The following is a 21792-nucleotide window of genomic DNA, read 5'->3' on the forward strand; positions in this document are numbered from 1 at the left end:
GTTCAGCCAATGCCGACGCCGTCCGGTCCGGCACCCGTATAATCGACCGCAACCTCCGGACAGTTGCCGCCTCACGTGGATACGCCTCTGAAACAGCGTCTGATTGGTGCCATCGTGCTGGTGGCGCTGGCCGTGATTTTCCTGCCGATGCTGGTCAAGGGACCGGCGCCGGACAGCGGTGTGGCCTCGGTGCCGATCGCCGCGCCGGACGCACCGGCCGATGGCCAGTTCGAAACCCGTGAGCTGCCGCTGGTTGCTCCGGCCGGTGGAGCCACCGGCCTGCAGACCGGGCAGGCCAAGCCGCTGCAGGAGACGGCCGCGCCGGCTACGCCGCCGACCGTGGACACGTCTCCGGCGGTTGCCGCCGGCAACTTCGCCGTCACGTTTGGCGCCTACGGCAGCAAGGCCGACGCCGATGCGGTGATCGCCTACCTGCAGCGCTCGCAGCTGCCAGGCTTCGCCGAAACCACCACCATCAGCGGGCGCCAGGCGTGGCGTGTGCGTGTCGGGCCGTATGCCGACCGTGCCCAGGCCGAAGCCGCGCGCCTGCAGGCGGTCAAGATCCGCGCCGATGTGAAGGCAGAAGTCATCACCCTGGATGCGGCGGCAGGCAGCAGTGCGACGGTTGCCGCCACGCCGGCGCCGACCACCAGCACCCCGGCCGCGGCCACCACGCCGTCGGCCACCAGCAACCCGGTGCGCAGCGAAAGCCTGCCGCCAAGCACGCCGACGGCGACCACCAAACCAGAGCCGCCCAAGCCGGCACCGAAGCCCGAGGCTCCGAAGCCGGACGCCAAGCCCGAGCCGAAGCCGGAGGCCGCCGCCAACAGGCCGGCGCCTGCCACGCCGACAGCACCGGCGGCCAGTGGCGTCGGCTTCGCCGTGCAGTTGGGCGCGTTCGGCCAGGCCAACGATGCCAACGCGCTGCGCGACAAGGTCCGCGCCGCCGGCTTCAGTGCTTTCGTCGAGCAGGTACGCACTGAAAAGGGCACGCTGCATCGCGTCCGCGTCGGACCGGTGGCCAACCGCGCTGACGCCGAGCAGCTGAAGGCGCAGGTCGCCGCCAAGGTCGGCGTGGCCGGCATGGTCCGACCGCACCCATGATCCACGCGCAGGCCCGTTGCCAGCGCCGCCGAAGGAGCGGGGCGCCATGATCGACGTGGTGCTGCTGATCGTGATCGCCGCCTCGACCCTGCTCGGGATGCTGCGTGGCTTTGTTGGAATCGTCATCGGCACGCTGTCGTGGCTGCTGGCCGCGTTGGCGGCCTTCGCCTTCGGCAACGATGCGGCACGCTGGTGGGCGGCCCCGGCCGCACCCGGCGGCGAGCATTTCGTTGGCGGCTACCTGGGCGTGGGCATTGGCGTGATGATCGTGGTCGCGGTGATCGGCATGGTCATCAAGGCGATGATCCACCGCAGCATGCTGACCAGCCTGGACCGGTTGCTGGGCGGCGTGCTGGGCGCCGTGCGTGGCGGCCTGATCGCGGCGATCCTGGTGCTGCTGGCCGGCTTCACCCCGCTGACCGCCGAACCCTCCTGGAAGCGCTCGGCGGTCCGCCCGGTGCTGAACCCGGCCGTGGCCTGGATGAACGGGAAGCTGCCGCACTGGCAGGTGCCCGGCGCCGATCTGCTGCCCAAGACCTTGCCGACCGACATGCTGTCCCCATCTGCATTGATGGAGCTGGGGAAGAGTGCAGGCGCCGATCTGGGAAAGCCGGGCGCGGGAGGCGATAATGGCATCCTCAACCAGGTAGTGGCGGGCAGCGGATGGCTGCGGCCCGCGAAAGCGGAACAGGGCGACGCATACGATCCGGCCGAAGTGCGCCCGGACGCCCCAGCACTGCCAGACAGTATCGAGCCGGGCGATCCGGCCAATGTCGACCGCAGGCGCGGCGACCACCGCGGCCAGGTACGGCCACCTTCCTTGTAACTGGGCACAGCCCAGCGGAGACTTCGCACCATGTGTGGCATCGTCGGAATCGTCGGCAACCAGAACGTCGCCGGGCAGTTGTATGACGGCTTGACCGTTCTCCAGCATCGCGGCCAGGATGCGGCGGGCATCGCCACGGCCAATGGCAGCCGCCTGCGGGTGCAGAAGGCCACCGGCCTGGTCCGCGATGTGTTCGATGCACGCACCATGTCCACCCTGGAAGGCAGCGTCGGCATCGCCCATGTGCGCTACCCGACGGCCGGCTCGGAAGGCATGGACGAGGCGCAGCCGTTCTACGTCAACTCGCCGTACGGCATCGCGCTGGCCCACAACGGCAACCTGATCAACACCGAGGCGCTGCGCCAGCAGGTGTTCGAGCAGGACCGCCGCAACGTCAACACCGATTCGGACAGCGAAGTGCTGTTGAACGTGTTCGCCTATGAGCTGGAGCAGCAGCGCCAGCTGAGCCCGGAAGCCGCGATCCGCGCGGTGGCTGGCGTGCACCGCCGCTGCAAGGGCGGCTATGCGGTGGTCAGCGTGGTGCTGGGCCTGGGCCTGGTGGCCTTCCGCGACCCGCACGGCATCCGTCCGCTGGTGCTGGGCAAGCGCAGCCATGCCGAGGGCGACGAGTACATCGTGGCCTCCGAGTCGGCCGCGCTGGACGTGCTGGGCTTCCAGCGCGTGCGCGATGTGCAGCCGGGCGAAGCCCTGGTGATCACCGCCCGCGGCGAGCTGTTCTCGGAAATCTGCGCCGAGCCGGCCGAGCACACCCCGTGCATCTTCGAGTACGTGTACTTCGCGCGTCCGGACTCGATGATCGACAACGTCTCGGTGCACAAGGCGCGCATGCGCATGGGCATCAAGCTGGGCGAGAAGATCCTGCGCCTGCGCCCGGACCACGATATCGACACCATCATCCCGATCCCGGATACCTCGCGTGATGCCGCGCTGGAGATCTCCAACGTGCTCGGGGTGAAGTACCGCGAAGGCTTCATCAAGAACCGCTACATCGGCCGCACCTTCATCATGCCGGGCCAGGGCGAACGCGTGAAGTCGGTGCGCCGCAAGCTCAACCCGATCCACCTGGAGTTCCGCAACCGCGTGGTGCTGCTGGTGGACGACTCGATCGTGCGTGGCACCACCAGCCAGCAGATCGTGCAGATGGCCCGTGATGCGGGCGCGCGCAAGGTCTACCTGGCCAGCGCGGCACCGCCGGTGCGCTACCCGAACATCTACGGCATCGACATGCCGGCGGCCGAAGAGCTGGTCGCGCACAACCGCACCGTGGAAGAGATCGAGGCCCACCTGGGCTGCGACTGGCTGATCTACCAGGATCTGGAGGACATGGAAGCGGCGGTGAGCGAGGGCAACCCGGCGCTGCGCAACTTCGATTCGTCCTGCTTCAACGGCCACTACCCGACGGGTATCGAGCCGGGCTACTTCGAGCGCATCCAGCAGCTGCGTTCGGACGACGCCAAGCACAAGCGCCGCGCCTGAGGTCCAGGCGTGGTCGATGTACCCGACGTTGGTGGCGACCTGCTGCGCGCGGCGCAGCGGTGCCTGGCCGAAGCCGACCCGCTGCGCAAGGTCGCGTTGACCCAGGCGTATGCCGCCGCGTTCCGTGCCGGCCGCCTGAAGGTGGCTGCCGATGCGCCGCCGCCGGAACCGATCCGCATGCCTGGCCGGCCGGCACGGCTGGTGCTGGTGCATCCGCGCGAAGTGCCCCGGCGCGGGCTGGGCGGCGTGGAAGGACGCGCCGCCTTCATCCACGCCATCGCCCACATCGAACTCAACGCGATCGACCTGGCCTGGGATGCGGTGTACCGCTTCCGCGGCCTCCCGCCAGCGTTCCATGCCGACTGGGTCAGTTGTGCCGACGACGAATCGCGGCACTTCATGCTGCTGCGCGAGCGCCTGCAGGCGCATGGTCACGACTACGCCGATTTCCCCGCGCACAACGGCCTGTGGGAAATGTGCGAAAAGACCGCGCATGACGGCCTGGCGCGCATGGCCCTGGTACCGCGCGTGCTGGAAGCGCGCGGCCTGGACGTGACACCGGGCATGATCGAGAAGCTGCGCAATGTCGGTGATGGTGAAACCGCCGACGTACTGGAAGTGATCCTGCGCGAGGAAGTGGCGCACGTTGCCGCCGGTTCGCGCTGGTACCGCTGGTACTGCGATCGCGCCGGCGTCGAGCCGCGTGCGCGCTTCAAGGCGCTGCTGGTGGAATACGCCGGCGGCTACCTGCACGGGCCGTTCAACATCGAAGCGCGCCTGCTGGCCGGCTTCGACGCCGACGAGCTCGCCAACCTGGTCGAACAGGCCGGTTGAAGAAAAGGGGACGGAGGGGATTAAGTCGTTTGTGGCACAAACGACTTAATCCCCTCCGTCCCCTTTTTCATGCGTTGGGCAGCACCACGCGCTTGCCATCCACGGTGGGCCGGTTGATGTAGAACAGGCCGGGACCGGGCCGGTAGGGCAGTTCGCTGACGCCGGCATCGGCGGCATAGGTCAGGGCGGTGTCGCCCAGCGCGTCGAAATTCCAGTGCGCCGACTGCATCAGGTAGCGTCGGCGCAGCAGCGCCTCCTGGGTCTGGGTCAACGCCTGCCCTGCCACCAGCCGCCGTGCGATCGGTTGCAGGGCCGACGGCAGTTCCCAGCCGGGAATCTCGGCAGCGCTGGCGCGCCAGGTCACGCCGGCATCGATGGCATGCTGCTGCATCACCTGCAGCGCGATCAACTGGTAGCGCCAGTCGATGCGCCGCCGCAGTACCACGGCGGCAGTCACGTACAGCACCGGTGACAGCAGCACGCTGCGGCTGCCGGCGCGGCGCTGCTGCTGCCACTGGTGCCAGACATCCACCCACACTTCCTTTTCGTCCACGCCCAGCTGCTGCCGCCAGCGTTCGGCATCGGCCTGCGTTTCAGCGTAGGCCGTGGTGGCCTGCAGCATCGCCAGCGGGGGAATCTGGTAGTCGGCAACGGCGGGGCGGCGCAGCTGCTGGCGACGTGGGCGGCTGAGCAGCTTGGGGCCTTCCTCCAGCTGGTTGTAGCCTCCGCCGATGTTGGCGTGCACGCCGGGCAAAGCGATCTCGGTGAACGGCGGTGCCACCGTGGTCAGCGGATAGTGCTGGCGATGCTCGTCGCGCGCGGTCAACTGCACCACGCGTGCAGCGATGCCACTGGACAGGGCAAGCTGCGGTTGTTCGTCGGCGCGGCCACCGCTGACCGCAGCCACGGTATCGAACAGGCCGATGAATCGCAGCACCGGAAGGGCAGGGGCGAAGTCCGACGTACAGACCAGGCCGGACGATTGCAGCAGTTGCCGCCAACGCGTGGTATCCCAGCCCTGCAGCTGGTTGGCGATATCACGTGCGGCGGCAGCGCCTCGAGAGAACCCGAACAGATCCAGCTGCACGCGACGCAGCGGTTGCCGCCAACGCGTGGACAGTTCTGCAAGCGCAGCCGGCAGCACCACCTGCAGCGCGCGCTGCACCTTTGCGCGGACGCCGCTGGCGCCGATACCGAACGCCAGTCCGATCAGGTCGTCGTCGGCGTCATCGCGGGTACCGACACCTTCCACGTAGATCGACAGCGAAGGCGTGGCCATCGCATCGCGGCGGCTGTCCGGGTACAGCTGCTGCAGGCGTGCGATGTTGGTCAGGCCGTTGTCGTAGCTGCTGGTCAGCCGGCTCTGGTAGGTCGAATCATCATCCGCACGCAGCTGCGCCGGGCGCGGTCGCGGCTGCTGTGGTCGACCACGCGCGAGGTTGTGCGCGTTGTTGCGGGTGCCATCGAAGAACAGGCCGATCCGCAGCAAGCCGACATCTTCGTCCGTGTCCTGCGATGGTGCCATGTGCATTCCCCGTCGTGGCTGCGTCACGGTAGCGCGAAAGTGGTGTGTTGGCGAAGTGTAGTGACGCTTTTGACCTGGCTGAACGCAGATGCGGTCGATCACAAATCCTGACTTTCACTCCACTCGCCTATTGAATTCACACGAGCCGCGCAGGCCATATGGCCAAACCCGGCAAACCGGGTCGTGCTGCATCAACGCTGTTCACATCATTCAAGGAGCGACGCAATGTTGTCCAGATCGATTGGCAAAGCGGCAGGTGGCCTGGTGTTGGGTTTGTCGGTGGCGGCGGCCGCGCATGCGGCACCGTTGTTCGAGCCGGTGACGGTCATCAGCCGCGCATCGGCAAACAGTGAGCCCGCGCTGGGCAAGCTGCTGGCCACCCCGTCCACCGCGACGGTACAGGAAGTGCGCGTTGATGCAGCCGCGACTGCACAGCCGCAGCTGGAATTCGAACTGCTCGGCCAGCGCGTGCAGGCCGTGCGCAGCAAGGTTGAAGCGCTGCCCGATGGCGGCAGCATCTGGTACGGCCAGTTCCGTTCGCCCTCGGACAAGCTGACCGCGGCCACCTCCAATGGCCAGGACGACCCCGGCAATTCGCTGATCCTGGTGCGCTCGGGCGATACCATCACCGGCTCGATCCGCAAGGATGGAAAGCTGTACCGCCTGCGCCCGCTGGGCAACCGCCACGTGCTTGTGGAAGTGGACGAGTCGCGGATGCCGGCCGACCATCCGGCCGATTACAACCAGCTGCCGAAGATCCCGATGGGCAACAACGATCGCCTCGGCATCGCGCAGGCGTCGTCCGGCACGCCGGCCACCATCCGCGTGCTGGTGGTGGCGACCAATGCCGCCGTCGCCGCCTATGGCGGCAACATGCAGTCACTGGTGCAGCTGGCCGTGGCCGAATCGAACCAGGGCTATGTCAACAGCAACGTCGGCATCACCATGGAACTGGCCCGCTACGAAACCACCAGTTACACCGAATCGGGCAGCTTCGATACCGACCTGGCGCGTTTCCGTGGCACCAGCGATGGCTACATGGACAGCATCCACACCAGCCGGAATACCTACACGGCTGATGTGGGCGTGCTGCTGATCAACAACACCGCCTACTGCGGCCTGGCCTCGGGCATCGGCTCGACGGCGTCGACCGCGTTCGCGGCCGTGTACTGGGATTGCGCGACCGGCTATTACTCGTTCGCGCACGAGATCGGCCATCTGCAGAGTGCGCGGCATGACATCGCCACCGACTCGAGCACCTCGCCCTATGCCTATGGCCACGGCTATCGCTACGAGCCCGCCACCGGCACCGGCTGGCGCACGATCATGGCCTACAACTGCACCCGCAGCTGCCCGCGCCTGAACTACTGGTCCAACCCCAACATCAGCTACAACGGCATCCCGATGGGCAACGCCAGCACCGCCGACAACCAGCGCGTGCTGGTCAACACCAAGGCCACCATCGCGGCCTTCCGCTGACACTGTCCAGGCGCCGACCAAGGCCGGCGTCTACCCGGGCGCATGCACCTGCTCTGGTAGATGCCAACCTTGGTTGGCACCTTGCGATCCGTTATTCGCGCGCCAGCGTATCCAGCGTCCAGCCGCTGGCATCCACGCGCAGCACCGAACCCTGTTCGTACCAGTCACCCAGCACGATGCGGGTGCGCTCGCGACCACCGGCCTGCAGCGTGTGGATCGCCGGCCGATGGGTATGGCCATGGATCATGGTGTCCACGCCATGGCGCACGAAGGTGGCATCGACTTCGGCAGGGGCCACGTCGGTCACCGACTCGAACTGCGCACGATCGTCCTGCTTCATCTCGGACTGGCGCGCCTGGCTGGCTTCGCGCGCCTTCTGCGCGAACGCGATGCGTGCGGCCAGCGGCTGCGACAGGAACTGCGCCTGGAATACCGGGTCGCGCGTCTGTGCACGGAACTGCTGGTAGGGAATGTCATCGGTGCACAGCAGGTCACCGTGCTGCAGCAGCACCGCGCGGCCGTACAGTTCGATCATGCACGGGTCGGGCAGGATGCGCAGGCCGGCACGGCGCGCGTAGTCCTCACCGAGCAGGAAGTCGCGGTTGCCGCGGATGAAGTACACCGGCACGCCGCTGTCGGACAGCACCTTCAACGCATCGGCCACCGCATCGGCGGCGGGCGAGGGCGTGTCGTCGCCGATCCAGGCCTCGAACAGGTCGCCGAGGATGTACAGCGCATCGGCGCCGGGCGCCTGCTCGCGCAGGAAGCGCAGGAACAGGTCGGTGATCTCCGGACGGCTGGGGTCCAGGTGCAGGTCGGAAATGAACAGCGTGGTCATGCCCGCATTCTAGGCCATCAATGATGATGGTGGCGCCGCCGGTATTGTGGGGGTCAGATCTCTTTTCCGAAGGAAAAGGATCTGACCCCGGGGCTATACCGGCAGCGGCAGCCAGGTCAGGCTGGCCGAAGCCAGCAGGACGGCGATGCCCGTGGCGGCAAGCACGTCGGAGGGATAGTGCAGGCCGAGCACCACCCGTGACAGTGCGACGCCGAGGGTGAACGGCACCAGCAGCGGCGCCAGCCACGGGTAGTAGGCCAGTGCCACGATGGTGAACGACACCGCATGCAGGGTGTGTCCGGAGGGGAAACTGAACTCGTCCAGCGGCGCCACCCAGGCGCGGATGCGCAGGTCGGCCGCGTAGGGCCGCGGGCGCCGGGTCCAGCGCTTGAGGACCTTGTACAGCAGCAGCGCGGCCAGGCCCGTGGCGGCCATGTGCACCGAGGCGCGCAGGCCGTCGAAGCCGTCCAGCACCACCAGCGCGGCCATCAGCACGTACCAGAACACGCCATCGCCGAGCCGGCTGATGACCGCGAACAGGCGACGCACGCGGCGCCGCCGGCAGTAGTGGTTTGCGCGCCGGCACCAGCGTGCTTCGCGCCCGGCCAGCAGCTCAAGCGGCGTAGTGCGCATGGCCGTTCCTCCGCGACTGTGCCAGTTCGGCCAGCAGTGCATCGAACTCGGCCACCACCTGTTGTGGATGCAGGCGCTTCATCGCGCGTGCGGCATTGCCGCCCAGTTCGCGGCGCTGCGCGTCATCGGCGGCCAGTCGCACGGCGGCCTCGATGAACTGATCGTCGCTGTCCACGGCTGCGCCGTTCTCGCCATTGCGCAGGTACTCGCGCGCGGCGCCGTAGTCGAAGGCCACGGTGGCCACACCGCTGGCCATGCTTTCCAGGGTCACGTTGCCGAACGTTTCGCTGCGGCTGGGGAACAGGAACAGATCGCCGCTGGCGAAGTGCCGGGCCAGCGCATCGCCGCGCTGGATGCCACAGAAGATGAAGTCGGGGTTTTCATGTGCCAGCTTCTCGCGGGCCGGGCCATCTCCGACCCACACGAAGCGTGCCTTGGGCCGGATCTGCTGCAGCCGGCGGAATGCCTTCACTGCCAGGCCGAGGTTCTTTTCAGCAGCAATGCGGCCGACATAGATCGCCACCAGGCCGTTGCCATCCACGCCCCATTCCTCGCGCAGCGCGGGATCGCGCCGTCCCGGATCGAACTGCTGGCTGTCCACCGCGCGGGCCAGCAGGCGCACGCGCTCGAAGCCCTGTTCGCCGAGGAACTGCTGCAGCTCGCGGGTCGGCACCAGGGTGGCATCGGCCTGGTTGTGGAAACGGCGCATCCAGCGCATGGCTGCGGCCTGCAGCCACGCCACGCCGTAGTCGGGCAGGTACTCGTCGAAGCGGGTGTGGAAGCCGCTGGCGACCGGAATGCCGAGGCGGCGCGCAGTGCGCAGTGCCGACCAGCCGAGCGGACCTTCGGTGGCGATGTAGACCGCATCCGGGCGTTGTTTCTGCCAATGGCGGCCCAGCCGGATCGGTGCCGGCAGTCCGAAACGCAGGCCGGGGTAGCGGGGCAGGGCGGCGCCGGGAACCAGCAAGGTGCCGGGTGCCGAATCCAGCGCTTCGCTGGACTGGCGGGGGCGGACCAGGTCGATCTCGTGCCCGGCTGCGCGCAGACCTTGTTCCAGCCCCTGCACGGTGAGGGCGACGCCGTTCACTTCCGGTGGATAGGTCTCGGTGACGATGGCATAGCGCATGGCGGGCCTCCGGGTTTCCGGCATGCTCGGGCCTGGCGATGTAGCCGACATGACCGCTTTGCGACCATCAGATGACGGTGGCGCCGGCCAGCGCCTGGGCGCGGCGGCCAATAAAAAACCACGGCCCCGAAGGGCCGTGGTCGTCATGCTTCCGTCACAGCGCGATGGATCAGAAGCGCTGCTGGTACTTCATGTAGATGAAGCGGCCGATATCGTAACCACCGTAGTACGAGAAGGCCGAGTTCGGCTTGCTGTACATGACCGGGCCGGTCTTCTCGAACACGTTGTTGGCACCGACCGACACGGTGGCGTCCCACGGCAGCGAGTAACGCACCTGCACGTCGTGGAAGGTGACCGCGCCGCGCTCGTTGTAGTTGCGTGCGCCCTTGTACCACGGTGCGTACACACCCGGATCCGAGCACTCGTCCGGGTACAGCGCGATGTTCGAGCAGGTTTCCTTCACGCCCGAATAGTAACGCGCGGTCCAGCTCGCGCCGAAGTTGCCCCGCTCGTAGCCCAGCACCAGGTTGGAACGGACGCGGAAAGCGCTGCCGATGCCGTTGGTGACGATCGGGACGATCGAGCTGTCGTTGGAGGTGCGGTAGGTCGCACTGGACACGTAGGTGGTGGCCGAGTTCACGTTGAACTTGCCGAACCGGGTGTCCAGACGGTAGCTCACGTCCAGATCGTAGCCTTCGGTTTCCATGAAGCCCGCGTTGCGGTTGCCGAACTTCAGGTTGGTCACGATGCCGGTCACCGGGTCACGCTGGAAGCGCGAGCAGCGCGCGTCGATACCCGATTCGTAGCAGTCCTGCAGGATCTGGGTCGGCGTGTCGGCGATGATCGTGTTGTCGATGCGGATCTTCCACCAGTCCAGCGAGGCGTTGAAGCCCTGGATGAAGCTCGGGCTCCAGACCAGGCCCAGCGTCTTGCTGGTCGAGGTTTCCGGCGTCAGCAGCGGGTTCGACCCGGAGGTGAACGGCACCGGGGTCGCGTCCGTCGACGTGTTCACCGGGGTGCCACCCTGGCGCAGCTGGCGGAAGGTATTCGCATTGGCGATGTCGCGTGCGCAACGTGCACGGACTTCCGCGCTGGAGGCCGAGGAACCGAAGCGGGTGTCGCACGGATCGCTGAACTGCGCGAAGGTCTCCGAACCACCACCGAACAGGTCGCTGATGGTCGGTGCACGGAAGCCCTCGGCCCAGGTGCCACGCACCATCAGCGAGTCGATCGGCTTCCACTTGAAGCCGAACTTGCTGTTGAGCGTGTTGCCGAAGGTGTTGTAGTCCGAGAAGCGGGTTGCGCCATTAAAGGTCAGTTCCTTCGCGCCCGGCAGGTCGGCCAGCACCGGAACGTTCACTTCCAGGTAGGCCTCGTTGACGGTGTAGTCACCGCCGGTCGGGCCCGCGGCCAGGTTGGTGGTCGCGCCGGTCTGGGCCAGGGCATCCGGGGTGTACTTGCCTTCTTCCTTGCGGCTTTCCACGCCGAACGCGAAGCCCAGGTCGCCAGCCGGCAGGGTCACGATGCTGCCAGCGATGTTGGCAAAGAAGTTCTTGGAGGTGGTACGGCCCTTGGTGATCTCTTCCGGGAACAGCCACGCCTGCAGTTCTTCGTTGCCGTACAGGCCATCGGCAGCCGTCGTGCCGTACGGCACCAGCGGGTTCCACGGCTTGCACACGTCATAGGAGATCGGTGCAGCGGCGGTGCCGCACTGCACCTTGCCGGTGGCGGCGTTGTAGAACGACGGGCCGACGCCGCCGGCGACGCGACCCTTGTGCAGGTTGCCGGTCGCCACCGATTCCAGTTCATTGCGGTTGTACTGGTAACCCACTTCCCAGTCGAAGTAGCGGCTGCCGATCTCGAACGAACCGTCGAACGACGCCACCGCGCGGTAGGTCTTCAGCTCGCTGGTGGTCACGCGCGGCACTTCCCAGGTGCGGCGGTTCCAGGCCACGGCGGTCGGGGTGGCATACCCGTGCTGGCGGCCGAACGGATTGAAGTAGCTGTTGATCGACATCGAGCCGACACCGGCGGTGCTCGACTGCAGCGGATAGCCCGCGATCTGGCGGGTGGACTCACGCTGGTTGTAGCCCAGCTCGGTGCGGAAGTTGACGTTGTCGGTGATCTTGAACCGGCCGTCGAAATAGACCGAGTCGCGCTTGACCGGATACATCACGTGCATCTGGTCGTTGGCGTTGCTCACGTCACCGGTGAACGGCGTGCTATCGGTGAGGTGGTAATTGGCCGGGTTGGTGGGATCCGCGCCGCGGTTGAGGGAATAGCCGCAGCCCGCAGTGGCGGTACAGCCCGGGCCGCGCAGACCGGTGAACTGGCCGTACTGGCTGATCGTGGTCCAGTTGCTGCTGTCGTACGGATGGCGATCGGTCATGCCGTACTTGCTGAAGCCGCGATCGCGCGCCCACACGCCCTTCTCTTCGGCATGCTCGGCGGACAAGGTCAACGACACGCGATCGTTGCTCCAGCCGGCGACCACGTCGAAGCGGTCACGTGCGCCGTCGCCCTGGCTGTACTGGCCGTGATAGACGTTGGCGGTCACACCGGTGACATTGGAGCGGGTGATGATGTTCACCACGCCGGCCATGGCGTCGGAGCCATAGATCGCAGAGGCGCCGTCCTTCAGCACCTCGATGCGCTCCACGGCGGACACCGGCAGCGTGGAGATGTCCTGGTAGCCGGAGGTGCTGATGCCCATGCGCTTGCCGTTGACCAGCACCAGCGTGCGCTGGGTGCCCAGGTTGCGCATGTCGATGTAGGTGCCACCCGCGTTTTCACCCGCGGTCAGCGCATTGGCGCGGCTGATGGTCGGGCTGCCCATCGCGGTGACGTTCTGCAGGATGTCGGCAACCGAGCTGAAGCCCTGCTTTTCGATGTCGTTGCGGCTGATCGCGAACACCGGCTGGGCGGTTTCCACGTCCACCTGGCGGATGCGCGAGCCGGTGATCTCGATGCGGTCGAGGTTGGTGGGCGTTGCGTTGCTGCCGTCCTGGGCAAACGCGGGCAGGGCGGCCAACGTTGCGGTGGTAGCCAGGGCATAGCGGATGGCCTGCCCCAGTGCGGTGGTGCGTGAAGTCATGGCGAGCTCTCTCTCTCAGGTCGTGCACAAGACGCCAAAGTGGGCGTCGAAGGAGCCAGCTGGGTTGATGACCGAGCCGGTGACCCGATAGTAGTCTCGTTAGTTAATGCTCTGTAAAGAGTTCGTATCGATTTATGTCACGGGACACCCCCATCCTTCACAAAACGTGAACAAAAGCAGGCGCTTACGTGAGAGGTGCGATACGCGATACGGTGCCGTCGTGATGCGAAGCAGCACAAAAAACCGCCAGACTGCGCAAAGTGGGGGTGCGAAGTGCGTCACTCCTGCTGTCCTGTGGACAACAGGCGACGGCGTATTCAGGCTACGAACGGACGGAACTGGATGCCCAGCCCGGCGATCCCGTCGGTCTCGCCGATCAGGTCGGCGCGCAGCAGCGGACGGGCATCGATGAATGCCTGCGGCACGATCAGCGACAGCCGGTTGTCGTCGGCGGTCAGTTCCAGCGCCGGCAGCGGGTCGTCCTCATGCGCGCGGTTGAGCAGCACCGCCAGCCGCAGCAGGGCCGCCAACCGGCGCGCGGTCAGCAGCAGTCGCTCGGGCAGGGCGTCGAAGGCGGTCTTGGTCACGCTGCGGCGATGGCTGCGCACCAGCGCGGCCAGCATCTGCTGTTCCTGGCGGGAGAAGCCGGCGATGTCCGAGTGCTCCAGCACGTAGCTGCCATGCACGTGGTAGCCGCTGTGGGCAATCATCAGGCCCAGTTCGTGCAGGCGTGCGGCCCAGCCGAGCATGCGCGCATCATCGGCATCGAGCTTCCAGCGTTCCTGCACCTGCTCCAGCAGTGACAGAGCAGTGTCCTGCACGCGGTCGGCCTGTACCGTATCGATGCCATAGCGCTGGCTGAGCGCAGCTACCGATTCATCACGCAGGTCGTTCTCGCCAGCGCGGCCGACGATGTCGTAGAGGATGCCCTCGCGCATCGCGGCCTTGCTGACCAGCAGCTTCTGCAGGCCAAGTGCCTGGAACGCCGCTTCCAGCACCAGGATGCCGCCGGCGATGATCGGGCGGCGGTCGCTGGACAGGCCCGGCAACTGGATGTCGTCGATCTTCTTGGCCTTCAGCAGCTCATCGCGCAGTTGCGGCAGGGCCTCGGCGGTGATCGCGCCCTTGCTCAGCTTCATCGTCGCGCAGATCTCGCTGATCGCCTTGTGCGTGCCCGAAGAGCCCAGCGCTTCCTGCCAGCCCAGCGCGCGATACTTGCTGGCGAAGGGCTGGAACTCGCGGCCGATCTCGGCCAGCGCGTCCTTCCAGCGCTTCTTGCTGAGCTTGCCGCCGGGGAAGAAGCGCCGGGTGCTGGCGATGCAACCGGCCTGCAGGCTTTCACGCTCCAGGGTCTGCATGCCCATGCCGATGATGAATTCAGTGGAGCCGCCACCGATGTCGATCACCAGCCGGCGCTGGCCGGGCTTGGGGGGTTGCGCGTGGGCCACGCCCAGGTAGATCAGGCGGGCTTCTTCGCGGCCGCTGACCACTTCGATGGCGTGTCCCAGTGCAGTTTCGGCCGGGACCAGGAACGACTGGGGAGAACGCAGCTGGCGCACCGTGTTGGTGGCCAGCGCGCGCACCCGATGCGGCGGCACATTGCGGATGCGCTGGCCGAAACGGGCCAGGCATTCCAGCGCGCGCTGCCGTGCGGCGGAAGACAGTCCGCCTTTGCCATCCAGCCCGTCGGCCATGCGCACCGTCTCGCGCAGGCGGTCGATCACCCGCAGCTGGCCGAGCGTGTAGCGCGCGATGACCATGTGGAAACTGTTGGAGCCAAGGTCGATGGCGGCCAGCAGGTCGCCATCCTGCAATGCGGGCGGAGTCGTGGAGGTATGCGGCATGGGCGAATGTTAGCCGAAGCGGTGGTGTGCTCGTCACCGCGCGGCCTTCACATTTTGGAAGGAGGCGTGCAGCAGGATTGCAAGGGGTCAGATCCCTTTCCCGCAGGAAAGGGATCTGACCCCGGGCGACCGCTGATCGAATCCCGACCAGCGGTCGGGGTCCACCGGGGCAGGATTACAGCCCCTGCATCAATGCCATCTGCGCAGAATGCGGGGCTTCGTCGTGCGCCGGCGCACGCTTGTGGTAGACGCCGTCGGCGTCCAGTTCCCAGGCGTTGAGGTTGTCGTCCAGGTAGTTCTGCAGGACCTCGCGGTACACCCGCTTGGCCAGTTCCGGATCGAGGATCGGGAAGCAGGTCTCGACCCGGCGCAGCAGGTTGCGTTCCAGCCAGTCGGCGCTGGCGCAGTACATCTCCGGCGCGCCGTCGTTGCCGAACCAGTAGACGCGGCTGTGCTCCAGAAAGCGGCCGACGATCGAGCGCACGCGGATGTTGTCCGAGACACCCGGAACGCCCGGACGCAGGGTGCAGGCGCCACGGATGATCAGGTCGATCTGCACGCCGGCCTGCGACGCGGCGTACAGCGCGCGCACCACCTGCGGTTCGTTCAACGCGTTCATCTTGGCGATGATCCGCGCTGGGCGGCCGGCGGCGGCGATGCGCGTCTCGCGCTCGATACGGCCGAGGATGCCGGTGTGCAGGGTGAAGGGCGACTGCAGCAGGCGCTTGAGCTTCATCTTCGAGGCCAGCCCGGACAGCTGCTGGAACAACAGGTGCACGTCATTGCCGATGTCCGGATCGGCGGTGATCAGGCTGATGTCGGTGTACGCGCGGGCAGTGCCGCTGTGGTAGTTGCCGGTGCCCAGGTGCACGTAGCGGCGCAGCTTGCGGCCTTCGCGGCGCACGATCAGCAGCATCTTGGCGTGGGTCTTGTAGCCGACCACGCCGTACACCACCTGCACCCCGGCCTCCTGCAGGCGATCGGCCAGGCCCAGGTTGGCCTCTTCGTCGAAGCGCGCACGCAGTTCGACCACTACAGTCACGTCCTTGCCGTTGCGCGCGGCCTGGATCAGTGCGTCGACGATCAGCGAATCCTTGCCGGTGCGGTACAGCGTCTGCTTGATCGCCAGCACGTTGGGATCGATCGCCGCCTGCCGGATCAGGTCCAGCACCGCGGTGAAGGCATCGAACGGGTGGTGCAGCAGCAGGTCCTGGCGCGCCGTGGTCTCGAAGATGCCGTCGCTGTCGCGCAGCGTGCGCGGGGTCATCGGCGGGTACTTCAGGTCTGGCTGCGCGATCAGGTCGTACAGCTGGATGATGCGGTTGAGGTTGACCGGGCCGTCGATGCGGTACACCGCGTTCTCGGTCAGGCCGAAATTCTGCAGCAGCGTGCGCACGATCTCGCGCGGCATGTCGTGGGCGATCTCCAGGCGCACCGCCGGCCGGTAGCCGCGGTCGACCAGTTCGTCGCGCAGCGCCAGCGCCAGGTTCTCGACTTCCTCCTCGTCCACCACCAGCTCGGAGTTGCGGGTGACACGGAACTGGTAGGCACCCTGGACTTCCATGCCCGGGAACAGCTCATCGACGAAGGTCGACAGCACCGAGGACAGGAACACGAAGTTCTGCGATCCGCCGAGCTTCTCCGGCAGCTGGATGATGCGCGGCAGCGAGCGCGGCGCACGCACGATCGCCAGGTGGCCGGCGCGGCCGAACGCATCGGTGCCCTTCAGCACCACCACGATGTTCAGCGACTTGTTGAGGATCTTCGGGAACGGGTGCACCGGGTCCAGGCCCAGCGGCGACAGCACCGGCATGATCTCGTTGCGGAAGTAGGCGCGCAGCCAGCGCCTCTGGCGGTCGGTCCAGGAATGGCGACCGAGCACGCCGATGCCGGCCTCCATCAGCGCCGGGCGCAGCGTCTCGTTCCAGCAGCGGTACTGCTGGTCCACCAGCTCCGCAGCGCGGTCATGGATGGCGTTGAGGATGGCCTGCGGGCTCATGCCGTCCGGCGCCGGCGGCAGGCCGAATTCCTGCGCGTGGCGCACGGCGGCGGCACGGATCTCGAAGAACTCGTCGAGGTTGGTGCAGGAGATGCACATGAAGCGCAGGCGCTCCAGCAGCGGCACCTGCGGGTCCATGGCCTGCGCCAGCACGCGGAAGTTGAAATCCAGCTGCGACAGCTCGCGGTTGATGTACAGCGACGGGTCGCGCAACGGATCGTTGTCCGGGCTCACGGGGAGGGGGAGGGATCCGAGGCTGCTCATGGCGTCATTCTTCGATGGAGGTCAGGGGGGCGGACTCGCGCGGGCGCACGTGGTCGGCATCGAAATGGCAGGAGAACACCGAGCCCTTGCCGACTTCGCTTTCAATCTCCAGCCGTGCGTGGTGCAGGCCGAGGATGTGCTTGACGATGGACAGGCCCAGCCCGGTGCCGCCGCTCTCGCGCGAGCGGCTGCTGGACACACGGTAGAAACGTTCGGTCAGGCGCGGCAGGTGGGTGGCGGGAATGCCGTAGCCGGAATCGCGCACCGCCAGCACGGCGCCGTCGCCTTCGCGGCGGAACTCCACCGCAATGCGGCCCCCGGCCGGGGTATAGCGCACCGCGTTGGTGACCAGATTGGAGAAGGCACTGTGCAGTTCCTTGGTCGAACCCTGCAGGTCGACACCGGCCAGATCATCGATGCTGATCTGGTGGCGGCCCTGGCTGTGCGCCTCGGCCTCGCGGCGCAGGGTCGCCAGCATCGGCTGCATGGCCACGGTCTCTTCCTCGCTGTGCTCCTGCGATTCCAGCCGCGACAGGGTCAGCAGGTCTTCCACCAGCTGGGCCATGCGCTGGCTCTGCTTGCGCATTTCTTCCAGCATCGGGCCGGTGCCGGGGAAGTCCTCCGGATCCATCATGTCCAGGTAGCCGTGGACCACGGTGAGCGGCGTGCGCAGCTCGTGTGAAACATTGGCCACGAAGTCGCGGCGCACCTGTTCCAGGCGCAGCAGCTTGCTGACGTCGCGGGCGATCAGCAGCCAGTAATCCGACGAATAGGGAATCAGGCGCAGGTTCAGGCGGATCGCCGGATCGACCGGCGAGGGCACGTCCAGGATCGGTTCGGCATTGCGGCCACCGGCCAGCCAGTGGGCCAGCGGCATCGGCTGCAGGCGTTCGACCAGGGCCTCGCCAAGGTCGCCGGGATGGTGCAGGCCGAGCAGGGCGGTGGCCGCTTCGTTGAACCACTGCACGCGCTGGCTGTTGCGGTCCAGCACCACCACCGCGTCGGGCAATGCGGCGGCGGCGGCGCGGTAGCTGCGCAGCATGTCCAGCAGGCGGCGCTTGCGCACGCGCATTTCCACCTGGTTGCGATACAGCAGGCGGTCCAGTTCGTTCCAGACGCCGGTGCCTTCTTCGGCGGTGTCCCAGCGCTGGCGTGCGGTCAGGCGGCGCAGCACGCTGCGCAGGCGCCAGTAATGCCAGGCCAGGGTGGCCAGCGCGCCCAGCGCGATGCACAACCACAGATGGCCCGTGAACCACCCCACCAGTCCGGCGAACAGCAGTACCGCGGCAACGGTGGCCAGGGTCTTCAACCAGGCAGAGCGGATGTGGCGGGGCATTGCGGTCTCGTCGTTGAGGTGCGGCGGTTCACTGGAGTGAACCAAGGGTTATAGCAGAGTTGCCGGCACCGGCACCCGCAGGTGCGCGGTGCCGGCACGACGAGACTCAGGTGGCAGTGGAGAACCGGTAGCCGGCGCCGCGCACGGTCTGCACCATGTTCTCGGCGTTGAACGGTTCCAGCGTCTTGCGCAGGCGGCGGATATGCACGTCGATGGTGCGCTCCTCCACGTACACGCTGCCACCCCATACATGGTCCAGCAGCTGCGCGCGGGTGTAGACGCGCTCCGGATGGGTCATGAAGAAGTGCAGCAGGCGGTATTCGGTCGGGCCGATCGGCACCGGCTGGTCGTTGGCGAACACGCGATGGGCGGCGCCGTCGATGCGGATCGGGCCGACTGCCACGCTGCCGTCCTCGTCGTCCTCGCGGGCACGGCGCATGACCGCACGGATGCGCGCCAGCAGTTCGCGCGCCGAGAACGGCTTGACCACGTAGTCGTCGACGCCGGCTTCCAGGCCACCGACGCGGTCGTTCTCTTCGCCGCGGGCGGTCAGCATGATGATCGGCACTTCGCGGGTCAGCGTTTCCTTGCGCCAGCGACGGGCCAGGTCCAGGCCGCTGGTGCCGGGCAGCATCCAGTCCAGCAGGATCAGGTCCGGAACGCGGTCGGCGATCGCGGTCTGGGCCTCCCGGGCATCGCCGGCGTGGACCGGTTCGTAATCGCCCTTGCGAAGGGCGAAGGCGACCATTTCACGGATCGCGGGCTCGTCATCGACGATCAGGATGCGTTTCTGCACGAGGACACCGTAGGGCTCGGTTACTGGAGTGGTGCCAGTAGACTACGGTTTGATGACATGTTTGTGACTGCCCGGCCGGAACCGGCCTGGATTGCCATCGGCCGGTCATGCAGCGCTCAGCGCCGGTCCAGGTCCGGGTCCTGCACGCCCTGGCGGCGCAGCTCCAGCACGGTCGGGGTGATCGCTTCGATGCGGGCATCGACCCGCGCGCGGCCAATGTAATCCAGCGCCGGGTTGCGCTTGAGCGCCTGCAGCTGCAGCAGCGCCTGTTCCGGCCGACCGCTGAGGAAGGCGGCCTCGGCATAGGCCTCGCTGGCACGCACGCTGTCGCCGGCCAGCTCGCTGGCGCGGGCAAAGCGCTGCTGGAAGACCGGATCGTTACCGCTTTGCGACAACAGGGGGCGCAGCATCGCCTGCGCGCGCTGGCCGGCCTCGCGGTTGCCCTGTTCGTTCAGGATCTCGGCATAGGTCAGTGCTACCGGGCGGCTGTTGGGGTGTTCGCGCAGCAGCTGCTCGAAGCGGCTGTTGGCCTGGGCCGCCTGGCCTGCCCGCGATTCCGCTTCGCCCAGGCCCAGCGCCAGCCACAGGTTGCCGGGATGGGTCTGGAGCAGGCCGGCCAGGGTCTGCCGGGCCTGGCCGGCGCCGGCACGGCCACCGCGCATGACCGCCAGCGCCTGGCCATAGCGCTGCGCATCGTTGAGACCGTCCTTCTGCCGCTTGGCCAGGTCGGCATACTCGCGTTCCAGCTCGGGGGTGGAATCCGCGCTGAGCACGCGCAGGCGCTCACGTGCCCAGTCGAAGTCGCCGCTGGCGCCACGGTTGAGCTGGCCGATCGGGAGGCGCAGCACACTGCTGGGCAGCAGCGGGTTGTTGCCGCGCAGCAGCGGCTCGCCCAGGCTGGGATCGGCCGGGTCCACCCGCTCCTTGCGCTCGCCGGTGGGGGTGCTGGTGGTCAGCAGCACTGTATCCTTCTTCATCTGCTCGGCGCGGGCCTTGGCTTCGCTGATGCGGGTGATGTTGACCGGGTGGGTGCGCAGGAACTCGGGCACGCTGTAGCCCCCTTCGTTGCCACGCATGGCCGCCGACATCCGTTCGAAGAAGCCGGCCATGGCATCCACGTCGTAGCCGCTGCGCGACAGGGTGCGGATGCCCAGGCGGTCGGCCTCGGACTCGTTGGAGCGGGTGTAGTTGATCTGCCGTTGCTGCATCAGGCCCATGCCCGAGCTGATCGCGGCCATCGTCGCGTTGCCGGACGACGTGCTGTTGCTGGCCTGGGCGGCCACCACCGCTGCCAGCATGCCCAGCAGGATCGGGATCTGGTCACGCTGGGCGCGCTCGACGCCGCGCAGCACATGCTGCTGGGTGACGTGGGCGATTTCGTGGGACAGCACCGCAGCGACCTCGTCCTCGCGCTCGGCGGTCAGCACCAGGCCGGCATTGACCCCGATGTAGCCGCCCAGCGTGGCGAACGCGTTGATCTGGCGGTCGTTCATCACGAAGAAGGTGTACGGCTGCCGTGGCTGGTCACTGTTGGAGCCGAGACGGGTGCCCATGGTCTGCAGCCAGTCGTTGACCAGCGGATCTTCCAGCAGGTAGCCGTAGTTGCGCAGCTCGCGCAGCATCATCGCGCCGTACTCGGCCTGGCGGGCCGGGGTCAGCAGCTCGCCGGCCGAGGAGCCGATGTCGGGCAGCTTCTCCTGGGCCTGGGCCAGCGGCATGGCCAGGGCCAGGGTGACGGCGGTAGTCAGCAGCAGGGCTCGCAAGCAGGAGTTCCTCGGGCGGGGCGCGCCAAGCGTGGCAGGGCGGGGGGCAACCATTCGTTAATCCACAGTGTTGCGGCCGTGGCGTGGAAATTCCAGCGCACCGGTACCATATGTAGACCGTCGATCCATCGTGGAGTTTCCCGTGACAGCCCAGACCGCCGGCGGTGCCCCCGCCATCACCATCTATTCCACCGCCGTCTGCCCGTACTGCGTGGCCGCCAAGAACTTCCTGAAGAGCAAGGGCCAGCAGTGGACCGAGGTCCGCATCGACCTGGACCCGGCCGAGCGCGAGAAGATGATGGCGCTGACCCGCCGCACCAGCGTGCCGCAGATCTTCGTCGGCGACGTCCATGTCGGCGGCTACGACGACATGATGGCCCTGCACCGTGAAGGCAAGCTCGAGCCGCTGCTGGCCGGGCAGGGCCAGGCATGAGCGCGGCCGACGACGGCAGCAAGGACCGCATCGCCGAGTTCACCGAGTTCCGCAAGCGCATGAACGAGCGGATCCTGGGTGAGCCGAACCAGGTGGTGCGCCGCTTCTTCGCGCTGGACACGCAGACCTACCAGGCCGGCGCGCTGGACGTGAAGACCAAGGAGCTGCTGGGCCTGGTGGCGTCGATGGTGCTGCGCTGCGACGACTGCATCAGCTATCACGTGGCCCAGTGCAAGGACGCCGGCGTGACCCGCGAGGAGTTCTTCGAGACCTTCTCGGTCGGCCTGGTGGTGGGCGGATCGATCGTGATCCCGCACCTGCGCCGCGCGGTTGACTTCCTCGACCAGCTTGAAGGTGGCGCCGCCGCCCCGGCAGCGCACGAGCACTGAGGGGCGTGCCGG

The 21792-nt window shown here is 67.2% G+C and carries 17 protein-coding genes; 7 read left to right on the forward strand and 10 right to left on the reverse strand.

What is annotated here, in order from left to right:
* Window positions 1-75: 75 nt before the first annotated feature.
* The 4 genes from AC5P98_RS00285 to AC5P98_RS00300 are packed head-to-tail and all read left to right on the forward strand — an operon-like array spanning window position 76 to window position 4261.
* Window positions 76-1104 carry an SPOR domain-containing protein gene (locus AC5P98_RS00285; protein WP_049407154.1) on the forward strand — a complete coding sequence of 343 codons (1029 nt, stop codon included), beginning with the start codon at window positions 76-78 and terminating at the stop codon, window positions 1102-1104.
* A 46-nt stretch (window positions 1105-1150) separates the two neighbouring features.
* The gene (locus AC5P98_RS00290; RefSeq protein ID WP_049407157.1) at window positions 1151-1930 is read left to right on the forward strand and encodes a CvpA family protein; all 780 of its coding nucleotides are present in this window, start codon (window positions 1151-1153) and stop codon (window positions 1928-1930) included.
* A gap of 30 nt (window positions 1931-1960) precedes the next feature.
* On the forward strand, window positions 1961-3427 hold the full coding sequence (gene purF, locus AC5P98_RS00295; protein ID WP_005408246.1) for an amidophosphoribosyltransferase: 1467 nt from the start codon (window positions 1961-1963) through the stop codon (window positions 3425-3427).
* 9 nt (window positions 3428-3436) lie between these two features.
* A complete protein-coding gene (locus tag AC5P98_RS00300) occupies window positions 3437-4261 on the forward strand; it encodes a ferritin-like domain-containing protein (RefSeq protein WP_049407161.1) in 825 nt (274 codons plus the stop codon).
* A 67-nt stretch (window positions 4262-4328) separates the two neighbouring features.
* On the opposite strand, the gene AC5P98_RS00305 is transcribed toward AC5P98_RS00300, so the two are convergent.
* On the reverse strand, window positions 4329-5786 hold the full coding sequence (locus AC5P98_RS00305) for a T6SS phospholipase effector Tle1-like catalytic domain-containing protein (RefSeq protein ID WP_032955939.1): 1458 nt from the start codon (window positions 5784-5786) through the stop codon (window positions 4329-4331).
* Between the two features lie 225 nt (window positions 5787-6011).
* Here AC5P98_RS00305 and AC5P98_RS00310 point away from each other — a divergent pair, with 225 nt between their 5' ends.
* On the forward strand, window positions 6012-7265 hold the full coding sequence (locus tag AC5P98_RS00310; protein ID WP_014646083.1) for a M12 family metallo-peptidase: 1254 nt from the start codon (window positions 6012-6014) through the stop codon (window positions 7263-7265).
* A gap of 91 nt (window positions 7266-7356) precedes the next feature.
* Here AC5P98_RS00310 and lpxH read toward each other — a convergent pair whose 3' ends face one another.
* From lpxH to AC5P98_RS00355, 9 genes are all read right to left on the reverse strand, one after another.
* Window positions 7357-8103, reverse strand: a complete 747-nt coding sequence (gene lpxH, locus AC5P98_RS00315) for a UDP-2,3-diacylglucosamine diphosphatase (protein WP_049407506.1) — start codon at window positions 8101-8103, stop codon at window positions 7357-7359.
* A 93-nt stretch (window positions 8104-8196) separates the two neighbouring features.
* Window positions 8197-8736: a phosphatase PAP2 family protein gene (locus AC5P98_RS00320; RefSeq protein WP_100449389.1), complete on the reverse strand. Its 540-nt coding sequence runs from the start codon at window positions 8734-8736 to the stop codon at window positions 8197-8199.
* On the reverse strand, window positions 8717-9862 hold the full coding sequence (locus AC5P98_RS00325; RefSeq protein ID WP_049407510.1) for a glycosyltransferase family 4 protein: 1146 nt from the start codon (window positions 9860-9862) through the stop codon (window positions 8717-8719). The genes AC5P98_RS00320 and AC5P98_RS00325 overlap by 20 nt, the downstream gene beginning before the upstream one ends.
* A gap of 169 nt (window positions 9863-10031) precedes the next feature.
* On the reverse strand, window positions 10032-12956 hold the full coding sequence (locus AC5P98_RS00330; RefSeq protein ID WP_032955931.1) for a TonB-dependent receptor domain-containing protein: 2925 nt from the start codon (window positions 12954-12956) through the stop codon (window positions 10032-10034).
* Between the two features lie 317 nt (window positions 12957-13273).
* Entirely contained in the window at window positions 13274-14800 is a 1527-nt protein-coding gene (gene ppx, locus AC5P98_RS00335; protein ID WP_032955928.1) for an exopolyphosphatase, read from the reverse strand.
* A gap of 175 nt (window positions 14801-14975) precedes the next feature.
* Window positions 14976-17063 carry a polyphosphate kinase 1 gene (gene ppk1 / locus AC5P98_RS00340; RefSeq protein WP_032955925.1) on the reverse strand — a complete coding sequence of 696 codons (2088 nt, stop codon included), beginning with the start codon at window positions 17061-17063 and terminating at the stop codon, window positions 14976-14978.
* Between the two features lie 4 nt (window positions 17064-17067).
* Window positions 17068-18399 (reverse strand): phosphate regulon sensor histidine kinase PhoR, encoded by a 1332-nt coding sequence (gene phoR / locus AC5P98_RS00345; RefSeq protein WP_005415460.1) that lies wholly within the window; start codon window positions 18397-18399, stop codon window positions 17068-17070.
* A gap of 106 nt (window positions 18400-18505) precedes the next feature.
* Window positions 18506-19195: a phosphate regulon transcriptional regulator PhoB gene (gene phoB, locus AC5P98_RS00350; RefSeq protein WP_005408258.1), complete on the reverse strand. Its 690-nt coding sequence runs from the start codon at window positions 19193-19195 to the stop codon at window positions 18506-18508.
* 116 nt (window positions 19196-19311) lie between these two features.
* Window positions 19312-20958 (reverse strand): M48 family metalloprotease, encoded by a 1647-nt coding sequence (locus AC5P98_RS00355; protein ID WP_014646090.1) that lies wholly within the window; start codon window positions 20956-20958, stop codon window positions 19312-19314.
* Between the two features lie 142 nt (window positions 20959-21100).
* Between AC5P98_RS00355 and grxC the strand changes: the two genes are divergently transcribed.
* Window positions 21101-21391: a glutaredoxin 3 gene (grxC, locus tag AC5P98_RS00360; RefSeq protein ID WP_004154541.1), complete on the forward strand. Its 291-nt coding sequence runs from the start codon at window positions 21101-21103 to the stop codon at window positions 21389-21391.
* Window positions 21388-21780, forward strand: a complete 393-nt coding sequence (locus AC5P98_RS00365) for a carboxymuconolactone decarboxylase family protein (RefSeq protein ID WP_004154542.1) — start codon at window positions 21388-21390, stop codon at window positions 21778-21780. Before grxC ends, AC5P98_RS00365 begins: the two co-directional genes overlap by 4 nt.
* Window positions 21781-21792 lie beyond the last annotated feature (12 nt).

The organism is Stenotrophomonas sp. YJH_SMC_135, assembly GCF_059372355.1.